The organism is Gluconobacter sp. ESL1110, from assembly GCF_058107395.1.
This window is the reverse complement of sequence record NZ_JBYLUK010000007.1, coordinates 252,501-273,551: the sequence shown is the minus strand read 5'-3', so window position 1 is coordinate 273,551 and position 21,051 is coordinate 252,501. Positions and strand designations below refer to the sequence as shown.

Here is a 21,051-nt window from a genome sequence, read left to right as displayed (position 1 = left end):
CGGCTCTCCTGCCAATTTTACCAGGCTGCGACAGCCCCATCACTTCTCGGGTCTGTCGCCCCTTCAAAACGTCCATTGCTGTGGCGAACGATCGCACCCGCATGTCCCATGACAGAGGACAGAGCGGGAAGTTCTTCAATGACGTGACCAGCTTTGTGGAGCGCCTGTACGACCTCCGGCGCAAAACCCGGCTCCAGTTTCAGGGACGTGCTTTCTTCGCCCCATGTCCGGCCAAGCAGCCAGCGCGGACGGCAAATGGCCTCCTGCAATGGCACCCCATAGCGTGCATATCGGCTGAAAATGGCAGCCTGCGTCTGTGGCTGTCCTTCCCCACCCATTGTTCCGTAAACCATTGTGCGTCCGTCGTTCAGGCGAGCAGCGGCAGGATTCAGGGTATGGAATGGTTTGGAACCCGGAAGCAGGCAGTTCCAGCCTGAGGGTTTGAGACGGAAAGATGAACCGCGGTTCTGCCAGAACAGACCACTTTGGGGCAGCATTACACCAGAACCGAACTCAAAATACAGACTTTGGATCATGCTGACTGCGACGCCGTTGCTGTCAATCGCGCCCATCCACGTCGTATCGCCCCACTGGGTTTCTTCGGTCCAGGGGAAGGCTTCGGTCATCGAAATACGGGCAGCCATGCCATCCAAGGCGTTCTGATCTGCCAGAAGAGCGCGAATGTCGGCTTCAGCGGTAGAGCGTCCGTCAATCTCGCGATTGCGATACCGGAAGGCCTGCTTGGTGGCCTCGATCAACCCATGCAGATGTTCAAAGGTTTCCGGTCCGTCATGATGGGGGAGGCGGTCTTCCAGGGCCAGAATTAACAGCGACGCTGCGCCCTGTGTGGGAGGCGCCATATTATAAAGCGTGCCCAAAGAAGTCTGGACTTCCAGAGGGGCTTTGACTTCGGCTTGATGAGTCAGAAAGTCGTCCAGACGGAGAGGGCTGCCTGCGACTTCAAGATCGGCGGCCATCCCCTTTGCCAGATCGCCTTCATAGAAGCTCCGTAGGCCATGTTGCACAAGACTGCGAAGCGTTGCGGCAAGGAAAGGAGATGTCTGAATGCTTCCTTCTACCCATGGGGCATCCCCCGGAAGGCAGGTAGCGCGGAAGGTTGGATCCCCAGACAGTTCAGCCTGTTTTGACTTGAGAAGACCCGCTTCACTCTCGGAAACCACGCGCCCTGTGCTGGCATAATGAATGGCATCGCGCAGAAGCCGCTCAAGGGGCAGATTGGGCTGATGTCCTGCGCTCTCCTTCAGTGCGGCTTCCCAGCCAGAGACCGTTCCCGCAACCGTATTTGCTGCCAGACCACCACGCCAGGGAATGATGCTGTGTCCAGCCTGTGCATAAAGATCAAGCGTTGCGTTGCGCGCGAGGCGACCACACGCATCAATCGCGATCGTTTTTCCATTGGGATATGAAATTACCCAGAACCCATCCCCGCCGAGACCAGTCATGTGCGGATAGACAGCGGCCAGGGCCGCGGCGGTTGCGACCACAGCTTCAATGGCTGTACCGCCATCTTTCAGAACATCAAGGCCCGCCTGACTGGCCAGATGGTGAGGAGATGTCACCATCCCGCGGAGAGAATTGGGTGTCTGCATGGGAAATACCGTCATGAGAGAGGGATGGGACGAAGGCGGGAAATGTGGTCACACAGCGTTCGAATCAGGAGGTCTTCCGGCCCCTGTGCTGTTTGATGGCGCGTCGCGGCGATAAAATCGACGTCCGGAATAGGGGGTAGATTGTCAGGCTGGTAGACGGAGAGGCCATCGGTTCCGCTAAGGAAGCTGGGTTGAGCTGTGACGCCATAGCCAGCGCGCACCGCAGCAAGAATGGCGCTGAGATTGCTGCTGGTGAAAGCAATATGCCAGGATTGCCCAGCACGATTGAGGGCCTCAATGGCAAGACGCCTCGTGACGCTGCCTTCAGGAAAAGTCACGAGGGGGAGGGATGCGCCTTTTTCTGGCAGGGTTTCTTCCGGTCCAAACCATCTCAATTCTTCCGTCCAGAGCTTCTGGCCATGCGTTTCAGAAGATCGACGCATCCCACAAAGCAGATCGATTTCGTCGTTTTCCAACAGGCGCGTCAACGACGCGCTGAGGCCAACGGTCATGGTGATCTGAAGGGACGGATGGGCGGCACGGAACGTCCCCAGGATTTCGGGAAATCGCGTCAGGAGCAGGTCTTCCGTGACGCCCAGACGAATCGTGCCGCGTGGGATTCCCTTCCGAAAATAGGCAAACAGGTTGCTTTCAACCTGCAACAGTCTCTGGCCCAGCGAGACAAGGGCCATCCCGTCGTCCGTGAGCCTTACAGCCTTCGTACTGCGAGCAAGTAGGCGCGTTCCAAGCTGTTCCTCAAGCCGGCTGACATGCTGGCTGATGGTGGACTGGCTGAAACCAAGCGTCTGGGCCGCAGATGTGAAATGCAGGGTTTCTGCGACAGCCAGAAATGAACGCAGATGCATGGGATCAAGATACGTTTGATCTTTCATGCGAATATGTGAGGGTAGTTTTATCACGCGGTCAACTTGATCTGATTCCGTTATGAGCGCACAGTTCCTGCAAGACATGATTTCCTTCCGGCGGAGACAGAATGACAGTTCACGGAGCCCGCGCCGTTCAACGGTGTCGTACCCTTGTTGAACCCCCTTTCAGCGAGATGGCGGGTCAGCTTTTCCGTTACTGGCTCGGAACATCCTATCGACATACGCTCGCCCAGGTCCAGATTTGGATGGAAGAGGCGGGAATGTCTGTTCGGACGGACGCCGTTGGCAATCTGATCGGCCGATATGAAGGAACAGATCCGGCTTCACCGGCGCTTGTGATCGGCTCTCATCTGGATACCGTGCGCAATGGTGGAGCCTTTGATGGCAATCTGGGCGTGATGCTTGGAATTGAACTGGTCTCTGCACTGCATGACAATAATGAGCGCCTGTTGTTTCCCATCGAAGTCATTGGCTTTGGGGATGAGGAAGGCTCCCGCTTTCCAATCCCCATGATCTGCTCCCGCACGGTGACAGGATCGATCACGTCAGCCCCGCAAGGGGTGACGGATGCGCATGGCATGACTGTTTCAGAGGCTATGATTGCATACGGTCTCGATCCGGCAAGGTTGAAAGAGGCTGCGCGTCGCCCGGAAGAGATTCTGGCGTTCATTGAACCTCATATCGAACAGGGACCATGCCTCGAAGCGGCTGACAGGCCCTTGGGCGTTGTAACGGCGATTGCTGCACAGACGCGCCAGCGTGTGGTCGTCAAAGGACAGGCTGATCATGCCGGGACGACGCCCATGCTTCTGCGCCGGGACGCTCTGGCCGGGGCCGCCGAAATGATTTTGGCGGTTGAGAAGCGCGGTGCTGCAGGGACAGGAAATCAGATGGCGACTGTCGGGCAGATGGATATTGCTCCCAACACGTCCAATGTCATTCCTGGCGATGTGTGGTTCTCGCTGGATATGCGTGCAGCTTCCGATGATGTGCGGAACAGTCTCGTGCAAGAGATCCATGCCGATATCCGGCAGATTGCCGAACGCCGTGGACTGGACGTTTCATTTACCGCACCGCAGGAACTCGCGGCTTCAGCTTGCTCTCCAGAAATTATGGGTCAGTTTGCCAGCGCCATTGAAAAAGTAACCGGGCAACCCGCTCCTCAACTTCTGAGTGGTGCAGGACATGACAGCATGGTCATGACGGGATTTTGCCCGATGGGTATGCTGTTCATTCGCAGTCCGGGTGGGTTGAGCCACCATCCGGATGAAACGGTGCTTGTGGAGGATGTCGAACTCGCCCACCGCGCCCTGCTTGCTTTCGTCAAGGAATTCCAGTCATGAGCCTGACTTACTCCCAGATTGATCCTCCCTCGCGCCTACTGATGGGTGCTGGGCCAGCCAACGTTCATCCGCGTATCCTGCGGGCCATGGCAACGGATGTGATCGGGCAGATGGACCCGGAAATGACGGCATACATGGACGAAACCATGGCGCTGTATCGGGAAGTGTTTCAGACGAAGAACCACTGGACGCTGCTGGTCAATGGTTCGGCCCGTTCCGCAATCGAGGCAGCTCTGGTGTCGCTGGTTTCACCGGGCATGAAGGTTGTGATTCCGCGAATTGGCCGGTTCGGTCTGTTGCTGACGGAAATCGTTCATCGGTGTGGCGGTATTCCCTGCACAATTGATGTTGAATGGGGGCAGGTTGTCGATCCGGCCGCGGTTGAAGCGGCGATCATTGAACACCAGCCGGGACTGGTCGCGGCAGTGCACGGTGATACGTCCACGACGACAGCCCAGCCACTCGCTGAAATCGGCGCCATCTGCCGTCGCCATAACGTACTGTTCTACGTGGATGCGACGGCAACGCTGGGCGGCATGGAGTTCAAGACGGACGCGTGGAACATCGACGTCGCCACGGCAGGTCTGCAAAAGTGCCTTGGTGGGCCGCCGGGCTCCGCGCCCATCACGCTCTCTGACCGTGCCGTAGAGGCCATTTTGCGTCGTCGCCATGATGAGGCCGGGATTGCGACAGGTCAGCCACAGGGCGATGGACCGGTCATCCAGTCGAACTATTTCGATCTGGCGATGCTGATGAATTACTGGTCTCCGGCCCGGATGAACCATCACACCGAAGCGACCTCCATGCTTTATGCCTCGCGCGAAGCCGCCAGGATTGTGGTTGAGGAAGGTGTGCAGGTGCGGATTGAGCGTCATACCCGTGCCGGACGCGCCATGGTGGCTGGTCTGCGGGCGATGGGCCTGCGTGTTTATGGTGACGATGCAACGCGCATGGCAAATGTGACAGGTGTGTGGGTGCCAGAGGGTGTGGACAATGCGCGCGTCCGGGAACTGATGCGCAAGGATTTCGAGATCGAGATCGTATCCTCTTTTGGTCCGCTGACAGGCAAGATCTGGCGGATTGGTGCCATGGGCGTGAATGCGCAGAAGCACAAGGTGCTGCTCACGCTCTCTGCCTTCGAGGCGGTGCTCGCGGGTGAGGGCGTCAGCCTGCCGCGTGGTGCTGGTGTCGATGCCGCGCGTGCGGCGTGGGACGCAGCCTGAAGGGCATTATGTCTTAGGGTGGTTCTTCCGACCTGAACCACTTTTCTTGCCGCCACCGCTTTCCTTGTTGACGGTGGCCCAGGCGCGGCGTTCGGCTTCTTTCTCCGAAACGCCGCGTTCTTCATAGCTTTCTTCGATATGTTGAGCCTGCCGTTTCTGCTTGTCCGTATAGGCCGACTTATCTCCGCGTGGCATGAGGATGCCTCCTGAAAAGCGCGTTGCTGTTTCAGGTGTACGCAGGCTAGGCGGGCCGGTTTCCCCAACTCTGCGCCAAAGCAGCGCCGTTTTCACGAAATGTAAGTAATTTTTCCCTTTTCAGGGCTTGCCAAGAAAAAAATCGTCCGCTAGAACGCGCCTACCTCGATGGTGCGCCGGTGTAGCTCAGCTGGTAGAGCACGTCATTCGTAATGATGGGGTCGGGAGTTCGAATCTCTTCTCCGGCACCATCGAGGTCTTCCTCAAAAATTCAGCCTCACTCTAGCAGTGCCAAGTGCTGCAATAGCTGAATTTTGTCATATTATTTCAAAAATAATCCTTCCGCAGCGTGCAAATCGTACGAAATGGTCCTACCTTGATCTTCGCATCCTGATGCGTAAGCCATGATGTTGCGTGCTGCACTGTCCTCTGATGGCTCCATGCGCTAGGGTAGGAGCGTCATGACTGACCGTTTTCACAAGCGCCTCTGGCAAAATGCCGTCAATCTTTCCCGGACGTCCCAGAAGCCTCACGACTCTCTTCACGTTGTAGAGGGGCTGCATGAGTGTTCGGTCTGCGGCCTATTCCAGCGTGTTCCGAAGCTAAAACCCGGGTTTTTGGCGGAATGTCAGCGGTGCGGATCACAGATTGTCCGTCGTCGAAAAACATCCGTCATCGGGGCTCCTGCGGCGTTCTGTGTGGCATCTGCTGCTTTATATGTGGCTTTGTTGATCAGTCCGCTCATGACCCTGAATGTTTATGGGCGGGAAAATACAGTCGCCCTGATGTCGGGCCCGATAGAGCTGAGCTACCAAGGGTATAATACCATGAGCCTCCTCGTGGGGCTTACAACACTGGCTATGCCCGGCGTTGTGATTGTTCTAATGGCGGCTGTTCTTTACGGCGCTTCGCGGCCTCATATGCCGGACTGGGCCCCTAGACTTCTGACCTGGTACGATCGTCTGCGAGGCTGGTCGATGGTGGAAGTGTATGTTTTGGGTGTGCTCGTCGCCTATACCAAATTGGTTGACCTTGCTCTCGTAGATTTACAGCCGGGCGTTTATCTTCTTGGTGGCCTGATGCTGACCATGGCGGCGATGGATTCCACTTTTGATGATGAGCTGATCTGGAACAACCGGGATTTGCGCAAAAGGGTAGATGGTCACCGCGGCAAGGTGCTGAACGTTGCGCAACTCGATGCGCATAAAGACCCGTTGCCTCCGGTAGAACACATGCTCTCCTGTCATGCCTGTGGGTTGGTCGTAGCCTTCGATCATGCGGTTCCGCAGGAAGCGGATATGGGGGACTGCCCTCGCTGTGACCAGATCCTTCGTCGCAGAAAGCGCCAGAGTTTGGCCTCTGCGAGTTGCTTTCTGGTTGCGGGCATTATCTTTTATATTCCGGCAAACATGCTGCCCGTCATGACTTATACGAAAGTGGGGCATGGCGCGCCGAGTACGATCATCAGTGGTGTGATTGAACTCTGGCAGGCGGGAATGATCCCGCTTTCGCTGCTGGTGCTGTTTGCCAGCATTACCGTACCGGTTCTAAAGATTCTGGCACTGAGCTTCATGATTATCAGTACCAAGCTCAGATCTCGCTGGCAGCTTCCGCTGCTTGGGAAACTGTATCGTCTGGTGGATATCATTGGCCGATGGTCGATGATCGACGTGTTCATGATTTCTATTCTTTGCGCTGTGGTGCATTTCGCTTTTCTGGCTAATGTCACAGCCGACCCTGGCATGATCTGTTTTGCGCTCGTGGTTATTCTCACAATTTTTGCGGTTGAACTGTTTGATCCGCGGAGCATGTGGGATGCGGCCGGGCTGAACCAGTCTGTGCCTGAGGATGCTGCTGGGCAGATTCTTCCGGATGCACCGATTCCTGATGGGCCTGCCCCGTCTTCCGATACCCTTCATATGGAGTCTGAACGCGCGTGAGCGATTCCCGAAATGATCGCGGGCAGCAGCCGGCATTGCCGGAGGAAGCTCCGGTGCGTCGTACCCGCTTTTCTCTGATCCTGCTGATTCCCGTGCTGGCAATTCTCATCTCCGGATGGCTTGCCTGGAAGCATTTTGCGACGCGCGGTCCGGAAATCACAATCACCTTCGATACGGCTGACGGGCTGACGCCAGGTCAGACGCAGGTGAAGAATAAAGCTGTGACTTTGGGTACGGTTCAGGAAATTACCCTGAGCAAAGACATGCGGCATGTGAACGTCAAAGTTCAGATGAATGCTAACAGCGCTCATATCCTGACAGACAACACACGATTCTGGGTTGTTCGTCCCCGGATCAACGGAGCGAGCATCACAGGTCTGGATACGTTGATTTCCGGTGCCTACATCGCCATTGATCCTGGAACGCCCAATGGGCATTACCAAACGGAGTTCCGGGGGCTTGAAGCGGTTCCTGGAGTGCGTTCTGATCAGCCTGGAACGACATTCTGGCTGGTGTCACCTGCTCTTGGCTCGCTGGGGCAGGGGGCTCCAGTCTTCTTCCGTGATGTTCCTGTTGGCGAAGTTCTTGGCTACACGATGCCTCCCGGCGGAGAGGGGCCCATCGTCATACAGGTTTTCGTCAAGGCGCCTTATGACCATTACCTGCGGACAGACAGTCGGTTCTGGAATGTGTCGGGTATTCAGGTTGGGCTCGGTGCCGGTGGTCTGAAGGTGCAGATGCAGTCCATTCAGGCGCTGTTCTCTGGCGGTGTTGCGTTCGGGTTACCTGATCGTCGTCGGGAGCTTGCCGCGCCTGTCGCGCCAGCCAATTCCGTTTTCAAGCTGTATACGAGTCAGGAAGACGCAGACAGCGCGCGTTATCATCAGCGCCTGCGTGTCGCCACTTACATCGATACGTCTGTAAAGGGTCTTGCAGCCGGTAGCCAAGTCAGCATGTTCGGGTTGCAGGTGGGAACGGTTACGGCCGTCAAGCTGCAGATTCCTTCGCCGCAGGATAAGCCGCGCGTTCGGGTGGAAATGCAGATCGAACCCGAGCGTATGATGCCGGAATGGAAAGAGAGCCAACTCGCACAGGCCAAGGAATATCTTGCGGCTTTTGTGGCTAATGGCATGCGAGCATCGGTGCAGAGTGCCAGCTTCCTGACGGGAGAGTCCATGATTGGGCTCCAGTTCGTCAAGAATGCCCCTCCTCTGGCACTGACCTACGAAGGCGATGTTGCAATCATGCCGAGCCAGCCAGGCGGGGTTGATGGCATTATGGATTCCGTCTCGACGATTACGGACAAGATTGCTGCGATGCCGCTCACCCAGATCGGGGAGCACGTCAATGATCTGATTGCTCATGCTGACGGGCGACTGAACAGTCGTGAAGTGACGCAGTCTCTCGTAGCGTTGCGCAATTCTCTTCAGCATCTGGATACGCTGACCAAGAATGCCAACCAGCACCTGCCGGAGCTTCTGGCATCTCTGCAGGGAACGATGAATAACGCTCAGTCCCTTCTCGGAGCCTATGGTGGTGATACGGACTTTCATCGCAGCCTTCAGGGGATGATCACCCAGATGACACAGATGGCTCGGTCCCTGCGTCTTCTGACAGATTATCTGGACCACCATCCTTCCGCACTTATTACCGGCCGCAGGAACTGACCCATGGCACAGTTTTCGTCTTCTTCTACTCGTTTGCTGCTTGCAGGGTGCATGCTGGGTCTGATGGGTGGCTTGTCTGCCTGTAGCAGTGATCCAAAGCTTTATACCCTGGCCCCGCTGCCGGGAGCCTCTCAGATGGGAGGCCCGGCAGTTGTTGAGGTTCGGACACCCGTGGTTGCGATGCGTCTGGATCGAGACACGATTGTCCGGGCAAACCAGGATTATCAGACCAAGCTGGCATCGGGGGATAGCTGGAGCGAGGCTCTGCCGAATATGATCGCTCACACATTGACGACCGATCTGGCTCAGCGTCTGCCGGGGACGACCGTGTTTGCTCAGGACGATGCGGTGACAACAACGCCGTCAGCTTATGTCGAAGTGACGGTTCGTAATTTTGAAGCGGATGCGGCTGGGCATGCTTTGATCATGGGAATGCTGTCAGTGCATCCTGCTGGAAAGATGATTGGCCCGGTTCTCACGCAGCCCTTCGTCTGGAAGTCTTCTGAGACGGTGGACAAAGACACGGTGAAACTGACTGCCGCTTTGAGTCAGGGGCTGTCCGTGTTGGCGGACCAGATTGCGACTCAAGTAAGAGCGCTGCCAGCGCCTGTGAAGTGAGACTTTCGTATATAATCCAATAAAAAAGGCTCCCGGGTGGGAGCCTTTTTTTGTGCAGTGCAAACTACAATGGTGGAAGCCTAGAGCTTTTCGACCTGATTGTAGTCCAGATCCACTGGAGTCGAACGACCGAAGATGGAAACGCTGACCTTGAGACGCTGGCGCTCTTCGTCGACTTCCTCGATCATGCCGGTAAAGGACGTGAAAGGGCCATCGGCCACACGAATCTGTTCGCCGATCTCGAAGGTCAGAGCAGAACGCGGACGCTCCACACCTTCCTGAGCCTGCTTCATGATCCGGTCTGCTTCTGCAGAAGTAATAGGTGTCGGACGGTTGCGGGTTCCGAGGAAGCCTGTGACCTTTGGAGTGTCCTTGACGAGATGCCAGGCATCGTCCGTCAGTTCCATCTTTACGAGAACGTAGCCCGGAAAGAACTTGCGCTCGGCATTGACCTTACGGCCACGGCGCATCTCGGTAACGTCTTCAGAAGGAACAAGAATCTGTTCGAAATGGTCAGACAGGCCTTTCTGTGCAGCCTGTTCCTGAATGTGGCTCGCGATCTTTTTCTCGAAGCCGGAATAGACATGCACAACGTACCAACGCTTTGCCATGGTGCGGACCTAGCCTCCAACGCCAAAAAGTTCGCGGACGCCCAGGCCGATAACCTGATCCACGATGAAGAAGAAGATGCAGGTCACAGCGACCATGGCCAGCACCGCACCCGTCGTGATGAGGGTGTTGCGACGTGTAGGCCAGGTAACCCGTTTTGCCTCATTGCGCACGTCCTTGAGGTACGTGCCCAGATTGAAGCCGGATCCGTTTTTGTGAGGCGCCGTCTTCCGCGACTCGTCTTTCGGGGTAGTGACCGACACCATCGTCCTCGAATCAAATGAAAATCCGCATCCCGGTGCCGGAAAAGCCATCCGGGAAAACGGGGTGGCAGGGGCGGAGGGTCTCGAACCCACAACCTTCGGTTTTGGAGACCGACGCTCTAGCCAATTGAGCTACGCCCCTATCATCGTGCGTGATCATTTACATGATACGCCAACGACAGTGGGCGGAAAAGATAATGTTCGGAGATGAAAGTCAAGTGCCTGACGTGAAAATGGTATCATATTTTCATTTCCGACATTCACCTCTTGCGGACACATCGAAAACTGGAGTATGACACCGGCGACCTAAGGGCGGGCGTAGCATAGTGGTAATGCAGTAGCCTTCCAAGCTTCTGAGGAGGGTTCGATTCCCTTCGCCCGCTCCATCAGGTCCATCTCCTGACAAAATGTTTGATCCCCGCCCCATAGCCGAGGCAGTGTCGTGGCTTGTTTGAATTGCCTGACAAGTAGGGCTTTCTTATTTCCTGCTGCGCGGTCATGAGGCCTTGAGAAGGCTGGTGACGCCCAAGTTGTGTCTTGCACACATTTCCAAACAATTTTTGGGTCCAGTGAAGTTCCATGTGGCGATGCCAGCTTTTGACCTGGGCTGTCGCACCCGTGTCGTCACACTTGCGGAACCGAAGTGTCCGTTCGGGCAACATTTTGTCCGCTGAGGGAAAAAGGTCTCCTCGCGGAGACTGGAAAATTGCAGTGCATAAAATACATCGCACCATCAGTATTGGTTAGCGATCTTGGCGGGGTCGGTGTGTGGCTGTGGTAAGTGTCATATGGAAAATTGATATGGCCAATGATGCTTGCACGACCCAAAACGGCAGGCAGAACCCGAAAAATGCAAACATGTGTAGTTCAGGGATCGGTTTGCGGGCTCCTCTCGGTTGCGCTTGATCGTGATCGCGTGCTAGAGGCGGCGCCAAGTGGAGGACCGGGTTTCAGACGAATCCTGTGCAGGGTCGTGTGTGCCTGATCCTATTACGGATTTGGAAGCAAGGGACCGGATAAGCCGGTTCCGGCCGCATCCTGCGGCGGAAAAGTGAGACGGAACACGCGTGTGACGGTGACACAGGTGCCGCAGATGGGACCCACAGGGGGCTTGGCTCAACGCTATGCCCGGGCGCTTTATGATTATGCCTCGGAACAGGGAGCACTCTCTGACGTCCTGGCTCAGGTTCAGGGGCTTCGCGATGCGATTTCCCAGAGTGCTGATCTGCGGACATTCCTTGCAGATTCCCGCCTTGATGCGCACCGCTCCAGCGAAGTCGCTGGCGCCCTGACTGAAAAGCTCGGTTTTGGGGATGCTGTCCGTCGTTTTGTAGGCGTCATTGCCGCAAACCGTCGCCTTGCTGATCTCGCTGCCATCCTAGATGGCGTGCTGGCTCTTGATGCCAGCCTTCGTGGCGAGACCGTTGCAGAAATCCGTTCCGCACAACCTCTTACAGACATGCAGCGTAGCCAGCTTCAGGCCCGTCTGGCCGAAGCCGGCTACAGCCGCGTGTCCATGATCGAACGTACTGATGCTTCCTTGATCGGTGGCATGACGGTACGTGTCGGTTCTACACTGTTTGATACTTCGATCGCCGGGCGCCTGACCCGCCTGCAGAACGCCATGAAGGGAGCCGCGTGATGGATATCCGTCCCGCTGAGATTTCGGACATCCTCAAGCAGCAGATCGCGTCTTTCGACAAGGTCGAGACCGTTTCCGAGACGGGCACGGTCCTGTCGATTGGTGACGGCATTGCTCGCGTGTACGGCCTGACGAATGTCATGGCTGGCGAAATGGTCGAGTTCGAAGGAACTGGCCTCAAGGGCATGGCTCTGAACCTCGAAGCCGACAATGTTGGCGTCGTGATTTTCGGTGACGGCGACGAAATCCGCGAGGGTGACACGGTTCTTCGTACGAAGGCTGTGGTCGAAGTCCCGGTTGGCAAGGGCCTTCTTGGCCGCGTTGTCGATGGTCTTGGTAACCCGATCGATGGTCGTGGTCCGCTGGTGGACGTGGAATACCGTCGCGCCGAGGTCAAGGCTCCGGGCATCATGCCGCGTCAGTCGGTCAGCGAGCCGATGCAGACGGGTATCAAGGCTATTGACGCCCTGGTTCCGATCGGGCGTGGCCAGCGTGAGCTGATCATTGGTGACCGTCAGACCGGCAAGACCGCAATTCTGGTGGACACGATTGTCGCCCAGAAGCCGGTCAATGCTGAAGGCGACCCGAAGAAGTCCCTGTACTGCATCTATGTTGCAGTCGGTCAGAAGCGTTCCACGGTTGCAAACCTGGTTCGTACGCTGACGGAACAGGGCGCAATGGAATACTCCATCGTTGTGGCTGCTACGGCCTCTGACGCTGCCCCGATGCAGTATCTGGCACCGTACACCGCCTGCACCATGGGCGAGTACTTCCGCGACAACGGCATGCATGCTCTGGCCTGCTACGATGACCTGTCCAAGCAGGCTGTCGCTTATCGCCAGATGTCCCTGCTTCTGCGTCGTCCGCCGGCACGTGAAGCGTTCCCGGGTGACGTGTTCTATCTGCACTCGCGTCTGCTCGAGCGTGCTGCCAAGATGTCCGACGCCAATGGCGGTGGCTCTCTGACGGCTCTGCCGGTCATTGAGACGCAGGCTGGCGATACGGCTGCATACATCCCGACGAACGTGATCTCCATCACGGACGGTCAGATCTTCCTTGAGACGGATCTGTTCTACAAGGGCATCCGCCCGGCTGTGAACGTCGGTGGTTCCGTGTCCCGTGTTGGTTCTGCCGCCCAGATCAAGGCGATGAAGCAGGTCGCTGGCAAGATCAAGCTGGAGCTGGCTCAGTATCGTGAAATGGCTGCGTTCTCGCAGTTCGCTTCCGATCTCGATGCCGCAACCCGCAAGCAGCTTGAGCGTGGTGCACGTCTGGTTGAGCTCCTGAAGCAGCCTGAGACGTCTCCGCTGCCAGTTGAAGAGCAGGTTGTGGTTCTGTTCGCTGGAACACGCGGATATGTCGATCCGGTTGCCGTGGATAAGGTTGTGGCTTACGAAGCTGCCCTGCTGACAGAAATGCGTGGCGCTGGCGCCTCCATCCTGACGGCTATCCGCAACGATCGCCAGATCAAGCCGGAGACGGAAGGTAAGCTCAAGGAGCTGCTGGAAGCTTTCGGTAAGCGCTTTGCAGCCTGAGGATAGTCCATGCCCTCGCTGAAGGAACTGCGCGGTCGGATCACAGGCGTCAAATCGACGCGAAAGATCACGAACGCCATGAAAATGGTCGCAGCTTCAAAGCTGCGACGCGCCCAGTCCCAGGCTGAGGCGGCTCGTCCCTATGCTGAGGCCATGGGCCGCATGATGGCGGAACTGGCAGCGGCAAGTCGTGGGTCAGATGCGTCCAGCCTGCCGAAGCTTTTGGGCGGAACCGGTAAGGATCAGGTTCATCTTGTGGTGATCCTGACGTCTGATCGTGGTCTGGCTGGTGGCTTCAACGCCAATATCGTCCGGAGTGCGCGTCAGCTGATCCGCACGTTGCAGGACGAAGGTCGGACTGTTCGTCTCCTGCCGGTTGGTCGCAAAGGTGCGGATATTCTTGCGAAGGAATATCCGGATCTGGTTGTCGAGCGTGTGGCTGGTACGGAAGGGCGTGATGTCGGCTTCGGCAAAGCCGAGTATGTGGGCAAGAAAATTGTCTCCATGCTTGAGGCTGGCGAAATCGATCGCTGCACGTTGATCTACAACCGCTTTGTCAATGCGATGTCGCAGATTGCCATCCAGCTTCCGCTGGTGCCGCTGTCTGTTGCGGAAAATGACAACGTGGATACGTCTACGGATGCAGCCCAATACGAATTCGAGCCCGATGAGGCCACGCTGCTGGCCAACCTCCTGCCACGCAATCTCCAGGTACAGATTTTCTCTGCCCTTCTGGAAAGCGCAGCGGGTGAGCAGGGTGCACGGATGACTGCCATGGACAATGCGAGCCGGAACGCCAGCAAGGCGATCGACCGTCTGTCCCAGAAGTACAACCGTACACGCCAGGCCAACATTACCAACGAACTGATCGAGATCATCTCCGGCGCAGAAGCCGTTTGAGATCACGCAGGAGACGAACCGATGTCTGAGACTCTTAACCCTTCTGCCCCGGCTGCAAACAATGTCGTCGGTCGTGTCACGCAGGTGCGTGGCCCGGTTGTCGATGTGCAGTTCGAAGGCACCCTCCCGCATATCCTGAACGCTCTTCATGTTCAGAACGGCGATCAAACGCTTGTTCTGGAAGTCGCGCAGGAAATCGGTGAGCGCCAGGTTCGCTGCATTGCCATGGACACGACGGACGGCCTGAGCCGTGGCGCCGAAGTCCGTGACACGGGCACGCAGATCATGGTTCCGGTTGGCCCGGCTACCCTCGGCCGTATCCTGAACGTGATTGGTGAAGCCATTGACGAGCGTGGCCCGATTGTCAGCGACAAGCATTTCCCGATCCATCGCAAAGCCCCGGCTTTCGAAGATCAGGCTGCTGCTTCCGAAATTCTCGTGACCGGCATCAAGGTCGTTGATCTTCTCTGCCCGTACCTGAAGGGTGGTAAGATCGGTCTGTTCGGCGGCGCTGGCGTTGGCAAGACGGTTATCATCCAGGAACTCATCAACAACATCGCGAAGGCACACGGTGGCGTGTCCGTGTTCGCTGGTGTGGGTGAGCGTACCCGTGAAGGTAACGACCTGTATTTCGAAATGCAGGACGCCGGCGTTATCAAGATCGGTGAAGACGGTTCCACGGAAGGCTCCAAGGTTGCGCTGGTCTATGGCCAGATGAACGAGCCGCCGGGAGCACGTGCCCGCGTTGCCCTGACGGGTCTGTCGCTTGCGGAATACTTCCGTGACGAAGAAGGTCAGGACGTTCTGTTCTTCGTGGACAACATCTTCCGCTTCACGCAGGCTGGCTCTGAAGTGTCCGCCCTGCTGGGCCGTATTCCTTCCGCCGTGGGCTATCAGCCGACGCTGGCAACGGAAATGGGCGCCCTTCAGGAGCGCATCACGTCCACAAAGAAGGGCTCCATCACGTCCGTTCAGGCCGTGTATGTCCCTGCTGACGATCTGACCGATCCGGCACCTGCTGCGACCTTTGCTCATCTTGATGCCACGACGGTTCTGAACCGTTCGATCGCAGAAATGGGCATTTATCCGGCTGTTGACCCGCTGGACTCCACGTCTCGCTCGCTCGACCCGAAGATCGTCGGTCAGGAACACTACGACATCGCTCGTAAGGTTCAGCAGACGCTCCAGACCTATAAGGGTCTGCAGGACATCATCGCGATCCTGGGCATGGATGAGCTGTCTGAAGAAGACAAGAAGATCGTTGGCCGTGCACGTCGCATCCAGCGCTTCCTGTCCCAGCCGTTCCATGTGGCTGAAGTCTTCACGGGTGCACCTGGCAAGCTGGTGGCACTGGAAGACACGATCCGTTCCTTCAAGGCTGTTGTGAACGGTGAGTATGATCACCTGCCAGAAGGCGCATTCTACATGGTTGGCGACATCGATGAGGCCATCGCCAAGGCCGAAAAGATGAAGCAGGAGGCCTGATCCTGATGCCCCTACGCATCGAGATCGTCAGCCCGGAAAAGCGCCTTGTTGACCGTCAGGTCGACATGGCGGTGGTCCCGGGCATGGAGGGCGATATTGCAGCCATGCCGGACCGTGCACCGCTGATGCTTCAGCTGCGTGGTGGCGTTGTGGCCCTGTACGAAGGCGACAAGATCGTCGACCGTTATTTCGTGGGCGGCGGTTTCGCAGATATGGGCGCAGAGCACTGCACCATTCTGGCTGATTCCGCTCAGCTCATGAGCGAACTGTCGGCTGATGAAGCGCGTGACCGTCTGCGCGATCTGGAGACCACATGGGCCCAGATTGAGCCGAACGATGTTGATACGCATGACCGCCTCAGCCGTGAAATCCAGAGCGTTCGCGCAGAACTGGAAGCAGCTGGAGGGGATGCTTCGGTCTAAGGCCGAACTCATCATCTTTGAATAACAGAAAAACCCGCCCGGTCAGTTTGACTGGGCGGGTTTTTCTTTGTTTGGCACCTTCCTGTATGCTCCTCCCAACTTTACCGAGTGATGGTGGCGCGTAATGACGGACTCCTCTCCTGAGACTGCAATCCTGACTGAAGATCTGGCTCCTGCCTCTCCGCAGTCGATTGAAAGCGTGACGGAAGAGGCCTCTGCGCCAGAGACAGAAGAAACACCGAAGCTGCCTGCCGATCCCTGTCTTGAACTGAATGCGGTTCTTCGAGAGAGCGTCAGTAGTGCCCTTTGGGAAAACAGTGTTCCGGTTTTGCTGGAGCTTTCTCTTCGTAATCTCTCGGATCGTGAGTTCAGGGATCTCGAAATTACGTTGGATTGTCAGCCGAGTGTGCTGCGTCCCACATGCTGGCGGGTACAGTCTCTAGAGGCTGGACAGTTTCAGACGATAGATCGTCTGGATGTTGAGCTTGATGGCGCTTTTCTTGCGTCTCTCAGCGAGGCGACACGGGCAGAAGTCAGGCTGAGCGTTTCTGAAATCCAACCAGATGGCTCTCGGGAAGAGCTTCTGGACCGTGTTTTTCCCCTGACGGTGCGTTGCCGGAGCGAATGGGGCGGCTTGCAGGGGCTTCCGGATCTTCTGGCGGCTTTTGTCCTTCCCAATGACCCTGCTGTGGCGAAAATTCTTCGCTCGGCCTCTGCTCTTTTGCAGGACGCAGGTCAGTCACCGTCACTTGAAGGGTATCAGGGCGGTCGCAAACGCGCCTGGGAACAGGCACAGGCCATCTGGTGTGCGGTTGCTGCACTGAAGATCACTTATGTCAGCCCCCCGGCGTCTTTTGTAGAAAATGGGCAACGGGTTCGCCTTCCGACCCAGATTGTCGAGGAGCGTCTGGCCACCTGTCTGGATACGGCGCTTCTTTTTGCCGCCTGTCTGGAGGCTATTGGTCTAAGGCCATTGCTTGTCATGCTCAAAGGGCATGCCTTTACGGGCTTCTGGCTGTCGCGTGAGCAGTCCGGCACATCTGTGCTGCAGGACTTGCCCGGCCTACGAAATCGTGTGGCCCTTGATGATGTCTGTGTTTTTGAGACGACGCTGGTAACGGCTGCCTCTTGTCCGACGTTTTCCAAAGCCTGTGAGAATGGGTTGGCCCAGCTTCAGGATGGGGAAGAGCCCTCAAAATTCGAAGACGTCATTGATATCCATCGCGCCCGTTTGCGTCGTATTCGTCCGCTTTCACAGATTGTGGCGGCAGCAGAGACACCTGAAGCAGACCAGGCAGAAGAAAATGTTGCCCCGCTGTTGCAGGCAGCTCCGGCTCTTCGCGAAGAGCTGGGAGATTATGACGAGGAAGATACGCCCCAGAGTCGGCTGGAACGCTGGTGCAAGCGGCTTCTGGATATTTCGGGCCGTAGCCGGCTTCTGAATCTTCCTCGCTCTGAGAAACAGATTATCGAAATCTGCTGTGCGGACCCGGGGAAACTTGAAGATCGCCTTGCAGAAATGCGGGGAGGTGAGCGCAAGCCTGCTCTCAGGCTCCGTGCACGGCCAGAACTGATGGATGGGGCGGATCCCAGAAGCGCGAGTATCCATCAGCACCGTCATCATGATGATCAGCATCGTACGATAGCGGCAGAAGCGCTGGAGCATGGCGAACTTCTGGTGGCGCGTGAAGAGGCCGGACTTCAGCTCGCCCTGACCGAGATTTATCGCAAGGCGAAAGCAGCTGAGCAGGAGGGAGGCGCGAACACGCTTTTCCTGACCTTGGGTGAATTGGTGTGGGAGCCGCGCGGGAAAGACCGCAAGGCTCGGGCACCATTGATTTTGGTGCCGGTCATTCTGGAGCGCAGCAGTGTAAACGCGCCTTTCCGCTTGCGGGCGCATACAGATGAAAGCCGGGTCAACGGCAGCCTTCTGGAAGTTCTGCGGCAGGATTTTGCCATGCGGTTTCCGGAGCTTGAAGGAGAACTGCCTCATGATGAAGCTGGTCTGGATGTGGGGCGGATTTTCGATATTTTCCGGGCCAAGATCCGCCAGCTTCCACAGTGGGAAGTTGAGGAGCGCGTTTGCCTGACGACGCTGTCGTTCGCAAAATTCCTGATGTGGAAGGATCTGCAGGAACGTCAGGAATCATTGCGGATCAATCCGGTGGCCAGCCGACTTCTGGATGGTGTGTCGGAAACAGAGGACGCTGGATCTGCCTTTCCGAAAGCGATGTTTGATGAAGCGTCGCCGCTGGACGATGTGCTGGATGAGGCATCTCTGTTGTGCCCGCTAGAAGCTGATTCTTCTCAGCTGGTGGCTGTGGCCCGAGCGGCTGCGGGTGAGAATTTTGTTCTGATCGGGCCGCCGGGAACGGGCAAGAGCCAGACGATTGCTAATATCATCGCGGACACATTGGGACGTGGGAAAACGGTTCTCTTCGTTGCGGAAAAACGGACGGCGCTTGAGGTTGTGCGCAATCGTTTGCGCTCTGTGGGACTGGGTGAGTTCTGTCTGGATCTGTTTTCGCCTCAAGCCGGACGCGGAGCGGTCCTGGAACAGTTTCAGCAGGTGCAGTCCGTGCGGGAAGAATTTTCGGCGGCTGAATGGACGTCCGCTCAAAGTCGCCTCATGGCAGTGCGGCGCGATCTGAACGCTTATGTGCATGATCTTCATCGCCGATGGAACAATGGCTGGACGCCCTATCGGGCTATTGGCGCCGTGCTGGAGGCGGACAGAAATGGAACCTATCCGCTCGCTCTCAAATGGGCTGGCCCGGAAGTTCACACGGAGGAAGACTGGGAACGCCTGAAGAGCGTCACGAGCCTTCTTTCCAGTCTGTATCTTCGGTTTGGAAGAGAGGCGCTGTCACCGCGCCTTTCAGGGATCGAGCAGGAAGACTGGACGTCCCGTTGGCAGGACCAACTGCTTCAGCAGGCGCAGAAACTGAAATTGCAGGCGGAAAGTCTTTCCAAGGCAGCAGGCGAGGTTTGTCATGCGCTGGGGCTCGCGGGGGACGCTCTTTTATGGGCGTTTCTGCAGCGACTTGAGGGTTTGTGTCAGCTGATTCGCCGACCTGAAGCTACTGTGGGCGCTTGGGCGCTCTCGGACGATGCAGCGGAAAATGTAAAAGCTGTTCTTGCCGAACAGAGTCGTGTCGCTCGACATCGCAGTCTGGTGCATGAACTTTCGGTCGATTGGGAACAAGCCAAAACGCTTCCACTGGCTGAACTCCAGCGCGCCTGGAAAGACTCCGAAGAAAAATGGCTTTTGTCCCGACGCAGTGCTCAGAAAGCGGTTCGCCGACAGTTGGAGGGCAGTGCAAAAGGGGCATTGCCGGAAGATCTGGGGGACGAACTTAGCCGCCTGGTTGAACTGTCCGCGCTGGAACAGTCGCTGACAGCGGCATTGCATCGCGAACATGTGGGTCCATTGTGGCAGGGGCTTTCTACAGATTTCGCCAGGATCGAAGCGACGCTGGCCTGGGGGACGGAAATGCGGGTGGCCTTGGCCAGTTGTGTTCCGGATGTTTCGGGGCTTTTGTCCGTACGGCGTCATCTCCGCGAGCTTCTGACAGAAGGGCGAGACCTGCTGGCCGAGAGCGGCCCAGTCGGGCAAAAAATATCGGCGTTCCAGCAGGCTTTCTCGGAAGCTGGCGCGGACATGCAAACACTGAACGAGTTGGCGGGCAGTGATGTTCTGGCCATTGAACCTGATGGTGCGGATTGGTTGAGCCGTCTGGGGCAGCGCCTTTCTGGCTGGATTGAACAGGGGCGCGGTCTACGAGACTGGTGTGCCTGGCGTAAGGCCTGCCATGAGGCCGAGCATTTGGGCCTAGCTCCGCTGGTGGATGCGTTGCTTGCAGAGCGCGTGGCTGCGGAAAGTCTTCAGGCTGTTCTGGAAGCAGCATACGCCCGATGGTGGCTGGCGGCGGCCGTTGATGAGCAACCGAGACTGCGGGGTTTTGTCGCTGCTGCTCACGAGGAGCAGATCGGGCAATTCCGGGCGTGGGATAAAGATGCTGCGGGGCTGGCCAAACGTCTGATCCGCGCGCGTTTGTGTGGCAGTCTTCCCGGCGAAGAGATCCGCCGGCAGGATGCACAATATGTGATGATTCATCGTGAGGCGCAGAAAAAAGCGCGTCATATGCCCATTCGTCAGTTGGCTTCCGTGGCGCCGCGGGCGGTGCGCGCGCTGACACCCTGCTTGATGATGAGCCCTCTTTCTGTGGCGCAGTACCTGCCACCTGATAGCGAACCTTTTGATCTCGTTATCTTCGATGAGGCCTCCCAGATTCCGACATGGGATGCGATTGGCGCTATTGGACGAGGGCGGCAGGTCATTGTCGTCGGGGATCCAAAGCAGCTTCCACCGACCAGCTTCTTTTCCCGGAGTGAGAACGAGGAAGAGGACGGTGAGCTTTGCGACATGGAGTCGATTCTCGATGAATGTCGGGCCGCTGGCGTACCGGAAATCAGCCTGAAATGGCATTACCGCAGCCGACATGAGAGCCTGATCGCATTCTCGAACAGTCAGTATTACGGCGGGGATCTGATTACCTTTCCGTCAATCGTGACGAAGGATCAGGCTGTTTCGTTCCGGTTTGTGGAGGACGGCAACTATCAGCGTGGTGGAAGCCGAACTAACCCGGCTGAAGCGCGTGCGGTGGCGAATGCTGTCGTGGCGCATCTGAAGAGTGACGGTGCAAAATCCA

General features: G+C 57.1%; 16 protein-coding genes and 3 tRNA genes (1 of these 19 cut by a window edge). 13 read left to right on the top strand and 6 right to left on the bottom strand.

Going from position 1 to position 21,051, the window contains the following annotated elements; translation table 11 throughout:
* Positions 1-17 precede the first annotated feature (17 nt).
* Both AC3B6F_RS05265 and AC3B6F_RS05260 read right to left on the bottom strand, forming a co-directional pair.
* The gene (locus AC3B6F_RS05265) at positions 18-1,583 is read right to left on the bottom strand and encodes a gamma-glutamyltransferase family protein (protein WP_489823988.1); all 1,566 of its coding nucleotides are present in this window, start codon (positions 1,581-1,583) and stop codon (positions 18-20) included.
* 38 nt (positions 1,584-1,621) lie between these two features.
* Positions 1,622-2,503 carry a LysR family transcriptional regulator gene (locus tag AC3B6F_RS05260; protein ID WP_489823607.1) on the bottom strand — a complete coding sequence of 294 codons (882 nt, stop codon included), beginning with the start codon at positions 2,501-2,503 and terminating at the stop codon, positions 1,622-1,624.
* A gap of 101 nt (positions 2,504-2,604) precedes the next feature.
* Between AC3B6F_RS05260 and AC3B6F_RS05255 the strand changes: the two genes are divergently transcribed.
* Both AC3B6F_RS05255 and AC3B6F_RS05250 read left to right on the top strand, forming a co-directional pair.
* The gene (locus AC3B6F_RS05255; RefSeq protein WP_023944582.1) at positions 2,605-3,840 is read left to right on the top strand and encodes an allantoate amidohydrolase; all 1,236 of its coding nucleotides are present in this window, start codon (positions 2,605-2,607) and stop codon (positions 3,838-3,840) included.
* Positions 3,837-5,063, top strand: coding sequence for a pyridoxal-phosphate-dependent aminotransferase family protein (locus tag AC3B6F_RS05250; RefSeq protein ID WP_489823606.1), 1,227 nt, complete (start codon positions 3,837-3,839; stop codon positions 5,061-5,063). The genes AC3B6F_RS05255 and AC3B6F_RS05250 overlap by 4 nt, the downstream gene beginning before the upstream one ends.
* A 6-nt stretch (positions 5,064-5,069) precedes the next feature.
* Here the strand turns inward: AC3B6F_RS05250 and AC3B6F_RS05245 are convergent, their stop codons facing one another.
* A complete protein-coding gene (locus AC3B6F_RS05245) occupies positions 5,070-5,258 on the bottom strand; it encodes a hypothetical protein (RefSeq protein ID WP_010503592.1) in 189 nt (62 codons plus the stop codon).
* 175 nt (positions 5,259-5,433) lie between these two features.
* Here AC3B6F_RS05245 and AC3B6F_RS05240 point away from each other — a divergent pair.
* From AC3B6F_RS05240 to AC3B6F_RS05225, 4 genes are all read left to right on the top strand, one after another.
* Positions 5,434-5,509 (top strand) — tRNA-Thr (locus AC3B6F_RS05240).
* A 210-nt stretch (positions 5,510-5,719) separates the two neighbouring features.
* Positions 5,720-7,198, top strand: coding sequence for a paraquat-inducible protein A (locus tag AC3B6F_RS05235; protein ID WP_489823605.1), 1,479 nt, complete (start codon positions 5,720-5,722; stop codon positions 7,196-7,198).
* Positions 7,195-8,865: a PqiB family protein gene (locus tag AC3B6F_RS05230; RefSeq protein WP_282860129.1), complete on the top strand. Its 1,671-nt coding sequence runs from the start codon at positions 7,195-7,197 to the stop codon at positions 8,863-8,865. Before AC3B6F_RS05235 ends, AC3B6F_RS05230 begins: the two co-directional genes overlap by 4 nt.
* A 3-nt stretch (positions 8,866-8,868) precedes the next feature.
* Positions 8,869-9,483, top strand: coding sequence for a PqiC family protein (locus AC3B6F_RS05225; protein WP_489823604.1), 615 nt, complete (start codon positions 8,869-8,871; stop codon positions 9,481-9,483).
* Positions 9,484-9,563: 80 nt separating this feature from the next.
* On the opposite strand, the gene nusG is transcribed toward AC3B6F_RS05225, so the two are convergent.
* From nusG to AC3B6F_RS05210, 3 genes are all read right to left on the bottom strand, one after another.
* Positions 9,564-10,094 carry a transcription termination/antitermination protein NusG gene (gene nusG / locus AC3B6F_RS05220; protein ID WP_010503588.1) on the bottom strand — a complete coding sequence of 177 codons (531 nt, stop codon included), beginning with the start codon at positions 10,092-10,094 and terminating at the stop codon, positions 9,564-9,566.
* Positions 10,095-10,103: 9 nt separating this feature from the next.
* Positions 10,104-10,358 (bottom strand): preprotein translocase subunit SecE, encoded by a 255-nt coding sequence (secE, locus tag AC3B6F_RS05215; RefSeq protein WP_489823603.1) that lies wholly within the window; start codon positions 10,356-10,358, stop codon positions 10,104-10,106.
* A gap of 62 nt (positions 10,359-10,420) precedes the next feature.
* Positions 10,421-10,497 (bottom strand) — tRNA-Trp (locus AC3B6F_RS05210).
* A gap of 170 nt (positions 10,498-10,667) precedes the next feature.
* Between AC3B6F_RS05210 and AC3B6F_RS05205 the strand changes: the two genes are divergently transcribed.
* The 7 genes from AC3B6F_RS05205 to proA form a co-directional block, all read left to right on the top strand.
* Positions 10,668-10,741, top strand: a tRNA-Gly gene (locus AC3B6F_RS05205).
* A gap of 683 nt (positions 10,742-11,424) precedes the next feature.
* Positions 11,425-11,997 carry an ATP synthase F1 subunit delta gene (gene atpH, locus AC3B6F_RS05200; RefSeq protein WP_034880916.1) on the top strand — a complete coding sequence of 191 codons (573 nt, stop codon included), beginning with the start codon at positions 11,425-11,427 and terminating at the stop codon, positions 11,995-11,997.
* Positions 11,997-13,532 (top strand): F0F1 ATP synthase subunit alpha, encoded by a 1,536-nt coding sequence (gene atpA / locus AC3B6F_RS05195; RefSeq protein WP_010503583.1) that lies wholly within the window; start codon positions 11,997-11,999, stop codon positions 13,530-13,532. Before atpH ends, atpA begins: the two co-directional genes overlap by 1 nt.
* A gap of 9 nt (positions 13,533-13,541) precedes the next feature.
* Positions 13,542-14,432 (top strand): F0F1 ATP synthase subunit gamma, encoded by an 891-nt coding sequence (locus AC3B6F_RS05190; RefSeq protein ID WP_489823602.1) that lies wholly within the window; start codon positions 13,542-13,544, stop codon positions 14,430-14,432.
* A gap of 21 nt (positions 14,433-14,453) precedes the next feature.
* Complete coding sequence (gene atpD, locus AC3B6F_RS05185; protein ID WP_010503579.1) at positions 14,454-15,917, top strand: F0F1 ATP synthase subunit beta; 1,464 nt, start codon at positions 14,454-14,456, stop codon at positions 15,915-15,917.
* Positions 15,918-15,922: 5 nt separating this feature from the next.
* Positions 15,923-16,339, top strand: a complete 417-nt coding sequence (gene atpC, locus AC3B6F_RS05180; RefSeq protein WP_010503577.1) for an ATP synthase F1 subunit epsilon — start codon at positions 15,923-15,925, stop codon at positions 16,337-16,339.
* 124 nt (positions 16,340-16,463) lie between these two features.
* Positions 16,464-21,051 carry the 5' portion of an anti-phage protein ProA gene (gene proA / locus AC3B6F_RS05175; RefSeq protein ID WP_489823601.1) on the top strand. The gene runs 1,412 nt beyond the window's last position, so 4,588 of the gene's 6,000 nt are visible here — the first part of the coding sequence; its start codon is at positions 16,464-16,466; its stop codon lies off the right edge, out of view.

Bases quoted from the DNA above. Each gene is read 5' to 3' on its own strand.
- AC3B6F_RS05265 (WP_489823988.1), bottom strand. From the start codon at position 1,583: ATGGTGACATCTCCTCACCATCTGGCCAGTCAGGCGGGCCTTGATGTT.
- AC3B6F_RS05260 (WP_489823607.1), bottom strand. From the start codon at position 2,503: ATGAAAGATCAAACGTATCTTGATCCCATGCATCTGCGTTCATTTCTG.
- AC3B6F_RS05255 (WP_023944582.1), top strand. From the start codon at position 2,605: ATGACAGTTCACGGAGCCCGCGCCGTTCAACGGTGTCGTACCCTTGTT.
- AC3B6F_RS05250 (WP_489823606.1), top strand. From the start codon at position 3,837: ATGAGCCTGACTTACTCCCAGATTGATCCTCCCTCGCGCCTACTGATG.
- AC3B6F_RS05245 (WP_010503592.1), bottom strand. From the start codon at position 5,258: ATGCCACGCGGAGATAAGTCGGCCTATACGGACAAGCAGAAACGGCAG.
- AC3B6F_RS05235 (WP_489823605.1), top strand. From the start codon at position 5,720: ATGACTGACCGTTTTCACAAGCGCCTCTGGCAAAATGCCGTCAATCTT.
- AC3B6F_RS05225 (WP_489823604.1), top strand. From the start codon at position 8,869: ATGGCACAGTTTTCGTCTTCTTCTACTCGTTTGCTGCTTGCAGGGTGC.
- nusG (WP_010503588.1), bottom strand. From the start codon at position 10,094: ATGGCAAAGCGTTGGTACGTTGTGCATGTCTATTCCGGCTTCGAGAAA.
- secE (WP_489823603.1), bottom strand. From the start codon at position 10,358: ATGGTGTCGGTCACTACCCCGAAAGACGAGTCGCGGAAGACGGCGCCT.
- atpA (WP_010503583.1), top strand. From the start codon at position 11,997: ATGGATATCCGTCCCGCTGAGATTTCGGACATCCTCAAGCAGCAGATC.
- AC3B6F_RS05190 (WP_489823602.1), top strand. From the start codon at position 13,542: ATGCCCTCGCTGAAGGAACTGCGCGGTCGGATCACAGGCGTCAAATCG.
- atpD (WP_010503579.1), top strand. From the start codon at position 14,454: ATGTCTGAGACTCTTAACCCTTCTGCCCCGGCTGCAAACAATGTCGTC.
- atpC (WP_010503577.1), top strand. From the start codon at position 15,923: ATGCCCCTACGCATCGAGATCGTCAGCCCGGAAAAGCGCCTTGTTGAC.